Raw genomic sequence first — 14061 nt, forward strand, 5'->3', positions numbered from 1 at the left:
GAAGCGGGAAACGATACCGGAATAGAACCAGTTCGACCGACTGGTATGCATCCGGCGTCAACGCGCGGGGCGGCATGCCGGCGGCGTGTCAGCGTGTCGCCGCGCCGCGTCAGTGGAACTCGCGGCTCGACGTGCGCAGGCCGCCGAGCAACGGCGTCAGATCCTCGAAATGCTGCGCGACGAGGTGCCTCACGTCGCTGACGACCTGCCACACGCCCGATGCCGCGAGCAGTCGCGAATCGAGCGTTTCGCGGCGCTGCCGCGCGAGCAGCTCGGGCCGCACGATCACGTTCACGCAGCCCGTCTCGTCCTCGAGCGTCATGAACATCACGCCCTTCGCGGTACCCGGCATCTGCCGCGCGATCACGAGCCCGCATGCGCGCGCGAGCCGGCCGTCGGGGCGATCGCGCAACTCGGCCGCGGACGACAGCCGCTGCGCGCGCAGCGCGGGCCGCAGCAGCGCGACCGGGTGGCGGTTCAGCGTGAGGCCGGTGGTGTGATAGTCGGCGAGGATGTCGTCGGCTTCCGACGGCGCGCCGAGCACCGGCTGCTCCGTTTCGTCGATCGGCGCGGCGGCGAGCAGGTCGCGCTCCGGTGCCGCGGCGACGGCCTGCCACAATGCATCGCGACGATGGCCGGCGAGCGTCGCGAGCGCGTTCGCGGCGGCGAGCGCTTCGAGATCGCGCCGTTCGAGCTGCGCACGGCGCGCGAGCGCATCGACGTTCTCGAACGGGCCGGCCGCGCGCGCGACCTCGATGCGCCGCGCGGCGGCCTCGCCGAGGCCGCGCACGAGCGACAGGCCGAGCCGCACCGCGGGCTGGCCGTGCGGCGGCGGCTGGCCGGGCAGCGCTTCGAGCGACGCTTCCCAGCCGCTTCGCGTGACGTCGGCCGGGAAGACCTTCACGCCGTGGCGCTTCGCGTCCTGCACGAGCTGCGCGGGTGCGTAGAAGCCCATCGGCTGGCTGTTCAGCAGCGATGCGACGAAGATCGCGGGTTCGTGGCATTTGAGCCAGCTGCTCGCGTAAGCGAGTTTCGCGAAGCTGGCCGCGTGGCTCTCGGGGAAGCCGTATTCGCCAAAGCCCTTGATCTGCTCGAAGATCTGCTCGGCGAATTCGCGCGTGTAGCCGCGTTCGAGCATGCCGTCGATGATCTTGTCGTGATACTTCTCGAGATTGCCCTTGCGCTTCCACGCGGCCATCGCGCGGCGCAGTTCGTCGGCCTCGCCGGGCGTGAAGCCCGCCGCGACGATCGCGATCTGCATCACCTGTTCCTGGAAGATCGGCACGCCGAGCGTGCGAACGAGCACTTCCTTGAGCGCCTCGCTCGGATACGTGACTTCGCCCTCCTCCTCGCCGGCCACGATCCTGCGCCGCTTCAGATACGGATGCACGGCGCCGCCCTGGATCGGCCCGGGCCGCACGATCGACACCTGGACGACGAGATCGTAGTAGTTGCGCGGCCTCAGCCGCGGCAGCATCGACATCTGCGCACGCGATTCGATCTGGAACACGCCGACCGTATCGGCGCGACAGATCATGTCGTAGGTTGGTTCGTCATCCTGCGGAATATGCTTCAGCGTGAACGGCTGGCCGTCTTCCTGCGGCCCGCGCCACGCGGTGCGCATGTCGAACGCGCGATGCAGCGCCGACAGCATGCCGAGCGCGAGCACGTCGACCTTCATCAGCCCGAGCGCCTCGAGATCGTCCTTGTCCCACTGGATCACGCGGCGCCCGTCCATCGCCGCGTTCTCGACCGGCACGAGCCGCGTGAGCTTGCCGCGGCTGATCACGAAGCCGCCCGAATGCTGCGACAGGTGGCGCGGAAAGTTGAGCAAGCGCCCCGCGAGTTCGGCCCATGTGCGAATGATCGGCGTGGCCGGATCGAGCCCGGTCGATGCGAATTGCTGCAGCAGGTCGCGGCTGCCGTCGAACCAGCGATGCCCCTTCGCGACACGGTCGACCAGCATCGGATCGACGCCGAGCGCCTTGCCGGTTTCGCGCAGCACGCCGCGCGGACGATACGTCGAAACGGCCGCCGCGAGTGCGGCGCGCTCCTTGCCGTATTTTTCGTAGATATGCTGAATGACCTCTTCCCGGCGCTGATGCTCGAAGTCGACGTCGATGTCTGGCGGCTCGCCGCGCTCCTCGCTGATGAAGCGCTCGAACAGCATCGTGCTCTGGTCGGGATCGACCTCGGTGATGCCGAGGCAGTAGCAGACGACCGAGTTCGCGGCCGAGCCGCGGCCCTGGCACAGGATGTTCTGGCTGCGCGCGTATTTGACGATGTCGTAGACGGTCAGGAAGAACGGTTCGTAGCTCAGCCGCTCGATCAGGCCCAGTTCATGGCGGATCTGCTTCTCGACCTTCTCCGGAATGCCTTGCGGATAACGCACGGCCGCGCCCGCGAAGGTTTCCTGTTCCAGATAGCGCGTCGGCGTCAGCCCCTGCGGCACGATTTCGTCGGGATACTCGTAGCGCAGCGAGCCGAGGTCGAAATCGCACGCGTCAAGAATCGCGCAGGTCTCCGCGATCTCGTCCTGCGCGTACAACTGTCCGATCCGCTGCCGCGAACGCAGGTGCTGCTCCGCATTGGGCGCCAGCGCATACCCGCACTCGGCAACCGGCATCCCGACCCGGATCGCCGTCATCACGTCCTGCAATGCCTTGCACGAGCGCCGGTGCATCGTCACGTCGCCGAGCGCGACGATGCGCACGCCGCGCCGCTCGCCGGCCGCGCGAATCTCCTCGCGCTGCGCACCATCGAGCGCGCGCTGCAACTGCACGAGCCCGAGCCGCGCACGTTCGCCGAAGGTCGCGCGAAACCATGCGACTTGCGCATCGAGCACATCCGCACGCACCGGATACGCAGGCACGAGAATCGCGAAGCAGTCGGACATGCCGCGCAGGTGCGCAAACTCCGCGGGCGGCGCCGACAGCATCCGCGACGTCAACGTGTAGGTGCCCTTCGGCGCGGCCATCCGCCGCCACGAGATCAGCTCGGAAAGATTGCCGTAACCCTCGCGGTTCTGCGCGAGCAGCACGAGGCCGAATGCGCCGGGCCCCGGATCGTGGCCCGGTGCGGCGTCATCCGGCGTGACTTCGAAATACGAACCGATGACGAGCGGCAGCCCGTGCGCCTGTGCCGCGACATGCATGCGCGGCGCGCCGGCGAGCGAGCATTCGTCGGTGATCGCGATCCCGCGATAGCCGAGTTCGGCCGCGCGCTCGACCAGTTCGTCCGCATGCGACGCGCCATGCAGGAACGAAAAGTTCGAGCGGCAGAACAACTCCGCGTAATCGGGCAGCCAGCTGAATTGCGCAACCATCGCCGCTCACCCAAACAAGCCGTGCAGGAACCAGCGCGGCCCGGCCTGGCTTCCCGAGCGCTCCAGGAACACCCAGTAGCACGCACCGACCTCGTCCTGGGCAACGTAGTAATCGCGCGCGATCAATTGCCCGTCGAACCATCCGGCTTCGATCCGCTCGGCCGACGACATCATCCTGAGCGGCGTATGGAACACCGGCCGGTTCTCGCGCATCAGGAGCGGCTGCGGCTCGGCCAGCAGCCACGCGGGACGCGGCGGCACGGCAGGCGGCCCGCCGGCCGGCTTGCCCGCTTGCGCATCGAGCGGCAGCCAGCGGTTCGCGGCCTCCGGACGGTGATCGGCGACGGGCGCCGCGCGCAGCACGTTCTCCGCGCCGAGCCGCGCGGCCAGCAGTTCGAACAGCCGCGCGCGCGTCTCTTTCGTGCCGCCCGGCTCAGGGAAAAGATCGTCGGCCGGTGGCGCAACCGATTCGACGCGCGTGGCCTTCAGTCGCACCGCGATCACCGCGGCCGGCAATTCGACGCGCGCGAGCCGCTCGCCGAGCAGCCGCATGAAGTGCGTCTCGTCGCGCACGGGTGCGGCGAACGCGAGTTCGAGCGGTGTCGGCGGCACGGCCTGACGGCCGCGCTCGTGCTCGAGATCGAACGTCATCGCGGCCAGCGACAGCTGCCGCGCGGCCAGCCATCCGCAGAGCTGCACGACGAGCCGCCGCGCGGCGAACAGCACGGCTTCCGCGTATTCGACGCGCTCCGGCAATTCGAGCCGCACGTCGAACACGGGCGGCACCGCCATCCATGCAAGCAGCTCGACCGCATCGCCGTACGCGCGATCGAGCGCGGCGAGCAACGCCGGACCGCAGCGGCGCTGCAGCCCCGCGCGCGGCAGGCCGCGCAAATCGGCGAGCGTGCGGCAGCCGAGGCCGTCGAACCAGCCCGCATACGGGCGCGCGTCGGGCAACAGCACACACGGCAGACGATCGAGCGTACGGACGAGCGAAGCAGGCCTGGCCACACGGCGCCGGATGCGCGCACGTGCCGACGTACGCGCGAGCAGCCACGCGCCGCGCCCGGTCGGCGCGGCGGACAGGCGCGCCGCATAGCCGAGCGCCGCGAGCGTCGCGCGCACCTGGCGGCACAGCGACGGCAAGCCGCCGAACAGGCGCAGGCTCGGGCCGACGTCGACGATCAGCGTCGCTTCGTCGTCGAGCGCGACGCACGGCGAGAAGCGCAGCAACGCGAGCGCGACCGCGCGCAGCGCATCGACCTCGCGGGCGGGATCGCGTTCGACGAGCCGCGTGTCGGGCGCGAGCGTCAGCACGCCGCCGCGCTTCATGCCCGCGCGCACGCCCTGCCGGCGCGCGCGCGCATCGGCAATCAGCACGACACCTTGCTCGAGCACCGCGCAGCCTGCGTTGCCTGCGTCGTCCGCCGAGCCGTCAGACGGCGGCGGGGCGCACACGTCGAGCGGCAGGCGCGGCAGATGGATGCCGAGCAAGACGCGCATAGCGGCTCTCCACGATGGGCGACGGCAAATCGAGCGCGAGCGGCTCGCTGCGCGCGGGCCCGCGACGCTTGACGATGTCGAGCGACACGCCGCCCGGGACCGGATGCAGCGCGACGCGCAGCACGGCCGGCGACGGCTGCCGTGCGGCCGACAACGGGCGCAGCATCACGAACAGCGTGTCGCCGGTGCGCGCGGCCGCGAGATGCAGGCGCCGCAGCGCATCGGGCCGCGCGTCCTGCCAGAGCAGCAGCGCGCCGCAGCAGCCTGCCTTGAGCGCCTGCTCGGCGGCCCACAATGCATCCGTGCGGCTGCCGGTGCGCAGCCACAGCAGTGCGTCGGCCGGCACGCCGAGACCGGCGAGCGCGGTCGCATGCGGTGACTGAGGCGGCGCGACGAGTGCGAGCGGACGCCGCGCGCTGACGGTGCGCGCGAGCGCGGGCGCGAGCAGCCGCATCTCGCCGCAGCCCGGCTGCGCGGCCAGCAGTTCGACGAGCCCGCCGACCGGCCAGCCGCCGCCCGGCAACTCGGCGGACAGCGGCGCGAAACCCGTATCGATCGTGCGCGAACCGCCGCGCGCGAGCTGCGAGCCGCGCCAGAGCGACGGATGAAGGGATTCGGGAGAAATGGAGGATGCGAGCATGACGCCACCCACAACTGTATGGATATACAGTATATGGCAATGCGCGTGCGTCGCACAGTCCCGAGGCGAAACGGGGTTTTCGTCAGAGGAAAAACGACGGGAAAATCGGTGCGTCCGTCATGTTACGCCGCACCGGAGCGGGCAGGCCGGATCGCGTCGCCCGGACCCGCTCCATCGTCATCCGGCCCGAATCGCCAGGCCGACACGCCGCCGCCCGGCAGGCGAGCCGGCACGATGCAACACCCCGCACCGCGCCGGCCCGCCCGGCGCGCGTCAGCCGAGCAGCAGCGCGTCGTCGTCGAGCTGCTCGTGCCGCACCTTCTCGAACATCTGCAGCAGGTCCGGCACATCGAGCCCGCGGCGCTGGTCGCCCGACACGTCGAGCACGACCTGCCCCTGGTGCAGCATCACCGTGCGGTCGCCGTAGTCGAGCGCCTGCCGCATGCTGTGCGTGACCATCATCGTCGTCAGCTTGCTCTCGGCGACGATGCGCGCGGTCAGCTCCAGCACGAACGCGGCCGTCTTCGGGTCGAGCGCGGCCGTGTGCTCGTCGAGCAGCAGGATCCGCGACGGCCGCAGCGACGCCATCAACAGGCTCACCGCCTGCCGCTGGCCGCCCGACAGCAGCCCGATCCGGTCGGTCAGCCGATTCTCCAGCCCGAGGTTCAGCAGACGCAGCTTGTCGCGGAACAGCTCGCGCGACGGCCGGTCGAGCGCCGCGCGAAAGCCGCGCCGGACGCCGCGCGCCATCGCGAGCGCCATGTTCTCTTCGATCGTCAGCGCCTCGCAGGTGCCGGCCATCGGATCCTGGAACACGCGCGCGACCAGGTGCGCACGGTCCCACGCGGGCTGGCGCGTGACGTCCGCGCCGTCGATCGCGATGCGTCCCGAATCGACGCGCTGGTCGCCGCTGACTGCATTGAGGAAGGTCGACTTGCCGGCGCCGTTCGAGCCGATCACCGCGACGAACTGGCCGTCGGGAATCTCGAGCGACAGCCCGCGCAGCGCACGCGTCTCGATCGGCGTGCCGGGATTGAACGTGAGCTTCAGGTCTTGTGCGGACAGCATGTCATGCCCCTCCGTTCTTGCGCGCGAACAGCTTCTTGCGCGTCGCCGGCAGCACCAGCGCGATCGTGACGAGCGCGGCCGTCACGAGGTTCAGGTCCTGCGCCTTCAGGCCGATGAATTCGCTGTTCAGCGCCAGCGCGATGAAGAAGCGGTAGACGATCGCGCCGAGCACGACGGCGAGCGTCGTCAGCACGAGCCGGCGCGCGGGCAGCAGCGTCTCGCCGATGATCACCGCGGCCAGCCCGATGACGATCGTGCCGATCCCCATCGAGATGTCGGCGCCGCCCTGCGTCTGCGCGAACAGCGCACCGGCGAGCGCGACGAGCGCGTTCGACAGCGCCATCCCGGCGAGCGTCGCGCGACCCGTCGCGATGCCCTGCGCGCGTGCCATCCGCGGATTCGCGCCGGTCGCGCGCATCGCGAGGCCGAGCTGCGACGAGAAGAACCAGTCGAGGCCGAGCTTCGCGACCACCACGACGATCGCGAGCAGCGCCGGGCGCAGCACGTAGTCGGGCATCCAGTCGGGCTGCAGCACGGTGAAGATCGTCGGCTCGGTGATGAGCGGCACGTTCGGGCGGCCCATGATCCGCAGGTTCACCGAGTAGAGCGCGATCATCATCAGGATGCTGGCGAGCAGGTCCATGATCTTCAGGCGCACGTTGAGCCAGCCGGTGACGAAGCCGGCCAGCGCGCCCGCGACGATCGCGAGCACCGTCGACGTGAACGGGTCGTGGCCGGCGGAGATCAGCGTCGCGGCGACGGCGCCGCCGAGCGGAAAGCTGCCGTCGACGGTCAGGTCGGGGAAGTTGAGGATGCGGAATGAAATCAGCACCCCGAGGGCGACGAGACTGAAGATCAGGCCGATCTCCAGCGCGCCCAGAAACGAGAACAGAGACATGATGGGGAAATCCTGTTGCTTCCCGGCCTCGCGTGTACGGCCGGGCGAAGCGGACGGGCGGCCCCGGGTGGGAGCCGCCCGTCCGATGGTTTCGTTCAGGCCCGGATCGGGCCTGCAAGCGCGGCGGGCGGACCGCGGCTTACTTGATGACCGTCTTCGCTTCCTTGAGCAGATCCGGCGACAGCGTCACGCCCTGCTTCGCGGCCGCACCCGTGTTCGCGAACAATTCGAGGTTGCTGCTCGTTTCCGATGCGATCGCGCCCGGCTTCTCGCCCTTCAGGATGCGCGCGACGACCTTGCCGGTCTGCCGGCCGAGATCGCCGTAGTTGATGCCGAGCGCCGCGATGCCGCCACGCTTCACGCTGTCGGTGTCGCCGGCGACGAGCGGAATCTTCGCTTCGTTCGCGACCTTCACGAGCGCTTCGTACGCGGACACGACGTTGTTGTCGGTGTTCGTGTAGATCACGTCGACCTTGCCGATCAGGCTCTTCGCGGCCGGGCCGATGTCGACGGTGCGCGGCGCGGCCGCTTCCTTCAGCGTCATCCCCTGCTTCCCGAGGATCTCCTTGAGCTCCTTCACGACCACGACCGAGTTGGCCTCGCCCGGGTTGTAGACCATGCCGACCGTCTTCGCCTTCGGCACGACGCGCTTGATCAGCGCGACCTGGCGATCGAGCGGCAGCTTGTCGGACACGCCCGTCACATTGGTGCCCGACGGGCCCCAGCCCTTCACGAGCTGCGCGGCAACCGGATCGGTCACGCCCGAATAGACGACCGGCACGCTCTTGGTCGATGCGACGACCGCCTGCGCGGCCGGCGTCGCGATCGCGACGATCACGTCGGGCTGGTCGCCGACGAACTTGCGCGCGATCTGCGCGGCCGTGCCCGTGTTGCCCTGCGCGCTCTGGTATTCCCACTTGAGCTTGTCGTCGCCGTAGCCTTGCGCCTTCAGTTCGGCGCGCACGCCGTCGCGGATCGCATCGAGCGCCGGGTGGTCGACGATCGACAGCACCTTGACCGTCTGTGCGTGCGCGGCGCCTGCCAGCGCGAATGCGGCGACGCCGGCCGTGATCGAACGGATCGCGAAAATCTTGAAACGCTTCATGGGTGAGTCTCCCCCGTATTTGTGTCGGTTCTGGATGATGGATTCCCGCCGCCGTCATGCAGGTGCCGATGCGCGCGCAGCCGGGTGACGGCTCGGGCGGCAGCGGCCCCGCGCGGGCCCCGGGAAGGCGCGGCGGCGAACGCACGAGGATACCATTTCCGCAGACCACCGCCTGACTCCACGCTTTCGGGCGGCCGGCCGCCCCACGCGCCGCCGCGCCGCCGCGAAACGCTCGGGAAGCCCGGCCGGCGCCGCTCCGCGCCGCCGCGCCGCCGCGGCGCGCAACGCGTCAGCCGCGTTCACAGCTTTACGTTATGCTGTCCGCCGACCCAATCCACACGATCGGAGAGCACATGAAACGGGGGATCCGTGCAATCGCGTGCGCGGCCGTCGCGCTGGCGCTGCCAGGCGCGGCATTCGCGCTGACCGACGGCAGCGCGCAATACGACGACTGCATGCTGGGCGCGCTGCGCGAGAGCCGCAACAGCGCGGCCGCGCAACTGATCCAGCGCTCGTGCGACGCGCTGTACCGCAACAACGCGATGCTGCTGCCGCGCGAGCGGCGCTACCACGAGTGCGTCGTGCAGTCGCTGCCGGGCGTGCGCGACAACTACGCGATCCAGCAGATCATGGCGATCTGCTCGCGGCGCGGCGAGATGTGAGCCGACGCCGAACACCAGACGCCGCGCGGTTGCATGCGCGACGCGCCAATGAAAAAGGGCCTGCACGATGCAGGCCCTTTCGTTTCAGCGGTCCGACCGGTGAGTGGCGTTCAGAACGACGCGACCATCGAGCCCTTGAACTGCTTCTTGATGAATTCCTTCACTTCCGGCGACTGGTACGCCTTGACCAGCTTCTTCACCCACGGCTGATCCTTGTCCTTCGCGCGCACGGCGATCAGGTTCGCATACGGGCTCGTCAGCGATTCGAGCGCGATCGCGTCCTTGGTCGGCTGCAGGTTCGCGGCGAGCGCGTAGTTCGTGTTGATCACGGCGGCGTCGACGTCCGACAGCACGCGCGGCAGTTGCGCGGCGTCGAGTTCGGAAATCTTCAGCTTCTTCGGGTTCTCGGCGATGTCGAGCACCGTCGCGTTATTGCCGCCCGTGCCGGCGCCGGCCTTCAGCTTGATCACGCCTTGCGTCTGCAGCAGCAGCAGCGCGCGGTTCTCGTTCGACGGATCATTCGGCACCGCGAGCTTCGCGCCTTGCGGCAGGTCCTTCAGCGCCTTGAACTTCTTCGAATACACGCCGATCGGCGAGATGTAGGTCAGGCCCGCGCTGACGATCTTGTAGCCGCGCTGCTTCACCTGGCTGTCGAGGTAGGGCTGGTGCTGGAAGCTGTTCGCGTCGAGGTCGCCCGCATCGAGCGCCGCGTTCGGCTGCACGTAGTCGTTGAACTCGATGACCTTCACGTTCAGGCCTTCCTTCTCCTTCGCGACCTTCTGCACGACCTGCCACACTTCCGCATCCGGGCCGGCGACCGTGCCGACCTTGATGACCTTGTCCTCGGCGTGCGCGGCGGCCGACAGCGTCAGCGCGGCACCAGTGGCCAGCACGGAAAATACCTTCAGGAGACTGCGACGCTTCATCTGTTTCTCGCTTTCTTGCTAACTGAAAATGGGGCGCGATACGGGTATCCCCGGACTCGCAGGAAGGGGCAAATGGTGTCACAGGATCGGCCGGAAGTGAAATACATCCCGCTCATATGGGTATGCACCGCGGCAGTGCCGGCGGGAGATGCGCGATTCGTCCGTTAGTTGCGTTCAGTGCGCACGGGCGCTGCCATCGGGCACCTGGAACGCGCCGATCGCGTCGCGCAGCCGGCCGGCCTGCTCCTGCAACGACGCGGCGGCTGCAGCGGCCTCCTCGACGAGCGCCGCGTTCTGCTGCGTGACCTGATCCATCTGCGTGACCGCGCGCCCGACCTGCGTGATGCCGCTCGCCTGCTCTTCGGACGCCGCCGCGATCTCGCCCATGATGTCGGTCACGCGCGCGACCGCCTGCAGGATCTCGCCCATCGTCGTGCCGGCCTGGCCGACCAGCGTCGAGCCGTTGCGCACGCGCTCGACCGAATCGACGATCAGTTCGCGGATCTCCTTCGCGGCCGTCGCGCTGCGCTGCGCGAGCGAACGCACCTCGCCCGCGACCACCGCGAAGCCGCGCCCCTGCTCGCCGGCGCGCGCGGCCTCGACCGCCGCGTTCAACGCGAGGATGTTGGTCTGGAACGCGATGCCCTCGATCACGCCGATGATGTCGGCGATCTTGCGCGAGCTGTCGTCGATCTCGCCCATCGTGCCGATCACGCGACTGACGACGTCGTTGCCGGCCCGCGCGATCTCCGATGCATTGTTCGCGAGCCCGCTCGCCTGCCGCGCATTATCGGCGTTCTGCTTCACCGTCGCGGTCAGCTGCTCCATGCTCGCGGCCGTTTCCTCGAGCGACGCGGCCTGCTCCTCCGTGCGTTGCGACAGGTCATCGTTGCCGGACGCGATCTCGCGACTCGCCGATGCGATCGACTCGGCCGACTGACGGATCCCGCCGATCGTCGCCTGCAGGCGCGCCTGCATGTCGCGCATCGCCGCCATCATGCTCGTGTCGTCGCCCGCACGCACCGGCACCGGCCGCGTGAGATCGCCCTGCGCGATGCGCGTTGCCAGCGCGGCCGCTTCGTCCGGCTCGCCGCCGAGGCTGCCGCGCACGTTGCGGATGATCACGAGCATCGCCGCGCTGATCACGAAGCCGATCACGAACACGACCGCGAGGTGGCCGAACAGCGTCCGGTAGTAGACGGTATCGATGTCCTTCAGGAACACGCCGCTCGAGATGTTCCAGTCCCACGGCGCGAAGCGCGTGACGTAGCTGATCTTCGGCACCGCGGTCTCGCTGTGCGGCAGCCGCCCGCGATATTCGGCGAAGCCGCTGCCGGTCGCTTTCGCGGCGTTCAGGATCGTGACGAACAGCGGCTTGCCGTCCGGATCGAGATAGTCGCCGACCTGCGTGCCGACCAGTTTCGGCAGCGTCGGATGCATCAGCACGACGGGTTTCGAATCCATCACGAACACATAGCCCGACTCGCCGTAGCGCATCGCCGCCAGGCTCGCGAGCGCGTCGCGCTTCGCGTCGGCCTCGGGCAGCGTGCCGCTCTGCGCGAGCGCGTGATACGCGTTGACGATGCCGGCCGCCGACTCGACCAGGTTGGCGATGCCTGCCTTGCGTTCGGCGAGCATCGTCGCGCGCGTCTCGTATGCGCTCCATGCGCCGACGCCGAGCAAGCCGATCCATACCAGCGCAAGCGCGAGCCACAGCTTGCGATTCAAACTCATTCTGCTCATCTGCGTGCCTCGTTGTGAAAGTCGATGCCCGCGATGCGCGCGAACGGCCGGTCGCGCGCAAACGGTTGCCCCCGTATTTACGGCAGCGAGACTTACAACTTGAATACACGCACGACGGCCGGCACGACACGAAGCGGCCGCTGTGCTAAAAAGACCGGCTGACCGGCACACGACGCGCCGGCGACATTCCAGGGCCATCCATGTACGTCATCGACATCCACTACAACGCGTCGCTCGAGCGCATCGACGATGCACTCGAACGCCACCGTGCGTATCTGCAGCCGCTGTTCGAGCGCGGCATCTTCATCGCGGCGGGGCCGAAGGTGCCGCGCGAAGGCGGCGTGATCCTCGCGGCCCGCATCGACCGCGACGAACTGGACGCCATCCTCGAGACCGATCCGTTCGTGACCGAAGGGCTCGCGACGTACCGCGTGACGGAATTCCGGATCACGCGTGCCGCGCAGGGCTTCAACGTGCCGGCACTCCCGTAACGCGCACCGGCGCGCGAATGTGCGCCCGCACGCCGCCTCGCGAGGAGGCGGCGAATGCCGATCGAGGGGAAACAGGAGGAATGCGTGACGGCGCGTCGCGGCCGTCACGCGTTTCGCCGGGCGAACGCCCGGACGAACATGCGGCGAGCGCCGCTCAGTCGACCAGCAGCTTCAGGTCGTGCACCCACGGGCCGGGGCCCTGGCCGTCGCGCACGAACAGGCGCAGCTTGCCGTCGCGATCGAACACGTAGCTCGCGGCCGTGTGATCCATCGTGTAGCTGCCGGGCGTCTTGCCGGGCACCTTCGCGTAGTACACGCGGAAATCCTTCGTGACCTTCTTGAGCTGCGCTTCGTCGGCCGGCCGCAGGCCGATGAACGACGGGTTGAACGCAGGCACGTACTGGCCGAGCAGCGCGGGCGTGTCGCGCTCCGGATCGACGGTGACGAACAGCACCTGCACGCGCTTCGCGGCATCGGGCCCGAGCTGCTTCAGTGCTTCGGACAATTCGGCCATCGTCGTCGGACAGACGTCCGGACAGTGCGTATAGCCGAAGAACATCACGACCGCACGGCCCTTGAAATCGGCGAGCGTGCGCACCTTGCCCGTCGTGTCGGGCAGCGAGAAATCGCTGCCGAACTGCGTGTTGCCGGTGATGTCGAGATTCTGGAATTTCGGCGCGTTGTCGCAGCCGGCGAGCAGCACGGCTGCCGCGAATGCGCACGCGAGCATCCAGCCTTGGCGCGCGCGGCGCCCGAACCATGAATGGAGCATTGCGTTCAAACCGTGCGGTTACACGCCGAGCAGCGGGCGTGCATAGTGATCGACGAGCAGCGCGGCGAACAGCAGCGACAGATAGACGATCGAATAACGGAAAGCCTTGCGGGCGAGTGCGTCCGAATAGTCGCGATAGATCTTCCACGCATACGCGAGGAACACCGCGCCGAGCAGCACCGCGCTCGTCAGGTAGACGGCGCCGCTCATCCCCGAGATGAACGGCATCAGCGCGACCGCGAACAGGATCACCGTGTACAGCAGGATGTGCAGCCGCGTGTACTTCTCGCCGTGCGTGACGGGCAGCATCGGCAGCCCCGCGTTCTCGTAGTCCTTGCGGCGATAGAGCGCGAGCACCCAGAAATGCGGCGGCGTCCATACGAAGATGATGAGAACGAGGATCCATGCGTCGCCCGGTACCGCGCCGGTGACCGCTGCCCAGCCGAGCGCCGGCGGCATCGCGCCCGACGCGCCGCCGATCACGATGTTCTGCGGCGTCATCGGCTTCAGCAGCAGCGTGTAGATCACCGCGTAGCCGACGAACGTCGCGATCGTCAGCCACATCGTCAGCGGGTTCGTGAACGTATAGAGCGTCCATGCGCCGATGCTGCCGAGCACGGCCGAGAACAGCAGGATCTGCGGCGTCGTGATCTCGCCGCGCGCGGACGGGCGCCATGCGGTGCGCCGCATCATCGCGTCGATCTTCTGTTCGACGAGGCAATTGATCGCGAACGCGGCGCCCGCCAGCAGCCAGATGCCGACGGTGCCGCCAATCAGCACATGCCACGGCACCATGCCCGGCGTCGCGAGAAACATGCCGATCACCGCACAGAACACCGCGAGCTGCGTGACACGCGGCTTCGTCAGCGCCATGTACTGCGAGAACCGGCTACCGGGCGATTGGGAAAGGGTGCTTTGCATGGGGACG

The 14061-nt window shown here is 68.6% G+C and carries 12 protein-coding genes; 2 read left to right on the forward strand and 10 right to left on the reverse strand.

The window, feature by feature from the left end:
• Positions 1-109: 109 nt before the first annotated feature.
• The 6 genes from WI26_RS13650 to WI26_RS13675 form a co-directional block, all read right to left on the reverse strand.
• A complete protein-coding gene (locus WI26_RS13650) occupies positions 110-3325 on the reverse strand; it encodes an error-prone DNA polymerase (protein ID WP_069226185.1) in 3216 nt (1071 codons plus the stop codon).
• 6 nt (positions 3326-3331) lie between these two features.
• Positions 3332-4828: a Y-family DNA polymerase gene (locus WI26_RS13655; protein ID WP_069226186.1), complete on the reverse strand. Its 1497-nt coding sequence runs from the start codon at positions 4826-4828 to the stop codon at positions 3332-3334.
• Positions 4761-5468 (reverse strand): translesion DNA synthesis-associated protein ImuA, encoded by a 708-nt coding sequence (imuA, locus tag WI26_RS13660; protein ID WP_060188770.1) that lies wholly within the window; start codon positions 5466-5468, stop codon positions 4761-4763. The genes WI26_RS13655 and imuA overlap by 68 nt, the downstream gene beginning before the upstream one ends.
• A 273-nt stretch (positions 5469-5741) precedes the next feature.
• Positions 5742-6536, reverse strand: coding sequence for an ABC transporter ATP-binding protein (locus WI26_RS13665; protein WP_069226187.1), 795 nt, complete (start codon positions 6534-6536; stop codon positions 5742-5744).
• Position 6537: 1 nt separating this feature from the next.
• The gene (locus WI26_RS13670) at positions 6538-7434 is read right to left on the reverse strand and encodes an ABC transporter permease (protein WP_059599879.1); all 897 of its coding nucleotides are present in this window, start codon (positions 7432-7434) and stop codon (positions 6538-6540) included.
• Between the two features lie 139 nt (positions 7435-7573).
• A complete protein-coding gene (locus WI26_RS13675) occupies positions 7574-8539 on the reverse strand; it encodes an ABC transporter substrate-binding protein (RefSeq protein ID WP_069226188.1) in 966 nt (321 codons plus the stop codon).
• 353 nt (positions 8540-8892) lie between these two features.
• Between WI26_RS13675 and WI26_RS13680 the strand changes: the two genes are divergently transcribed.
• A complete protein-coding gene (locus WI26_RS13680; protein ID WP_059451489.1) occupies positions 8893-9201 on the forward strand; it encodes a VF_A0006 family four-cysteine protein in 309 nt (102 codons plus the stop codon).
• Between the two features lie 110 nt (positions 9202-9311).
• On the opposite strand, the gene WI26_RS13685 is transcribed toward WI26_RS13680, so the two are convergent.
• Together WI26_RS13685 and WI26_RS13690 are read right to left on the reverse strand one after the other, a co-directional pair.
• Positions 9312-10127, reverse strand: coding sequence for a MetQ/NlpA family ABC transporter substrate-binding protein (locus WI26_RS13685; protein ID WP_059464457.1), 816 nt, complete (start codon positions 10125-10127; stop codon positions 9312-9314).
• A 174-nt stretch (positions 10128-10301) separates the two neighbouring features.
• Entirely contained in the window at positions 10302-11870 is a 1569-nt protein-coding gene (locus WI26_RS13690) for a methyl-accepting chemotaxis protein (protein WP_069226189.1), read from the reverse strand.
• Between the two features lie 200 nt (positions 11871-12070).
• Between WI26_RS13690 and WI26_RS13695 the strand changes: the two genes are divergently transcribed.
• The gene (locus WI26_RS13695; RefSeq protein WP_044848209.1) at positions 12071-12361 is read left to right on the forward strand and encodes a YciI family protein; all 291 of its coding nucleotides are present in this window, start codon (positions 12071-12073) and stop codon (positions 12359-12361) included.
• 154 nt (positions 12362-12515) lie between these two features.
• Here WI26_RS13695 and WI26_RS13700 read toward each other — a convergent pair whose 3' ends face one another.
• Together WI26_RS13700 and cyoE are read right to left on the reverse strand one after the other, a co-directional pair.
• Positions 12516-13133: an SCO family protein gene (locus WI26_RS13700; RefSeq protein WP_069226190.1), complete on the reverse strand. Its 618-nt coding sequence runs from the start codon at positions 13131-13133 to the stop codon at positions 12516-12518.
• An 18-nt stretch (positions 13134-13151) separates the two neighbouring features.
• Positions 13152-14054 (reverse strand): heme o synthase, encoded by a 903-nt coding sequence (gene cyoE, locus WI26_RS13705; protein WP_059464454.1) that lies wholly within the window; start codon positions 14052-14054, stop codon positions 13152-13154.
• Positions 14055-14061: the final 7 nt, after the last annotated feature.

The sequence above is a fragment of the Burkholderia diffusa genome, assembly GCF_001718315.1.
In the GTDB taxonomy this organism is placed as follows: Bacteria; Pseudomonadota; Gammaproteobacteria; order Burkholderiales; family Burkholderiaceae; genus Burkholderia; species Burkholderia diffusa_B.

Excerpts from the sequence above, each read along its gene's own strand:
- WI26_RS13670 (WP_059599879.1), bottom strand. The coding sequence starts at position 7,434 with ATGTCTCTGTTCTCGTTTCTGGGCGCGCTGGAGATCGGCCTGATCTTC.
- WI26_RS13665 (WP_069226187.1), bottom strand. The coding sequence starts at position 6,536 with ATGCTGTCCGCACAAGACCTGAAGCTCACGTTCAATCCCGGCACGCCG.
- WI26_RS13695 (WP_044848209.1), top strand. The coding sequence starts at position 12,071 with ATGTACGTCATCGACATCCACTACAACGCGTCGCTCGAGCGCATCGAC.
- WI26_RS13690 (WP_069226189.1), bottom strand. The coding sequence starts at position 11,870 with ATGAGCAGAATGAGTTTGAATCGCAAGCTGTGGCTCGCGCTTGCGCTG.
- WI26_RS13655 (WP_069226186.1), bottom strand. The coding sequence starts at position 4,828 with ATGCGCGTCTTGCTCGGCATCCATCTGCCGCGCCTGCCGCTCGACGTG.
- imuA (WP_060188770.1), bottom strand. The coding sequence starts at position 5,468 with ATGCTCGCATCCTCCATTTCTCCCGAATCCCTTCATCCGTCGCTCTGG.
- WI26_RS13680 (WP_059451489.1), top strand. The coding sequence starts at position 8,893 with ATGAAACGGGGGATCCGTGCAATCGCGTGCGCGGCCGTCGCGCTGGCG.
- cyoE (WP_059464454.1), bottom strand. The coding sequence starts at position 14,054 with ATGCAAAGCACCCTTTCCCAATCGCCCGGTAGCCGGTTCTCGCAGTAC.
- WI26_RS13700 (WP_069226190.1), bottom strand. The coding sequence starts at position 13,133 with ATGCTCCATTCATGGTTCGGGCGCCGCGCGCGCCAAGGCTGGATGCTC.
- WI26_RS13685 (WP_059464457.1), bottom strand. The coding sequence starts at position 10,127 with ATGAAGCGTCGCAGTCTCCTGAAGGTATTTTCCGTGCTGGCCACTGGT.
- WI26_RS13650 (WP_069226185.1), bottom strand. The coding sequence starts at position 3,325 with ATGGTTGCGCAATTCAGCTGGCTGCCCGATTACGCGGAGTTGTTCTGC.
- WI26_RS13675 (WP_069226188.1), bottom strand. The coding sequence starts at position 8,539 with ATGAAGCGTTTCAAGATTTTCGCGATCCGTTCGATCACGGCCGGCGTC.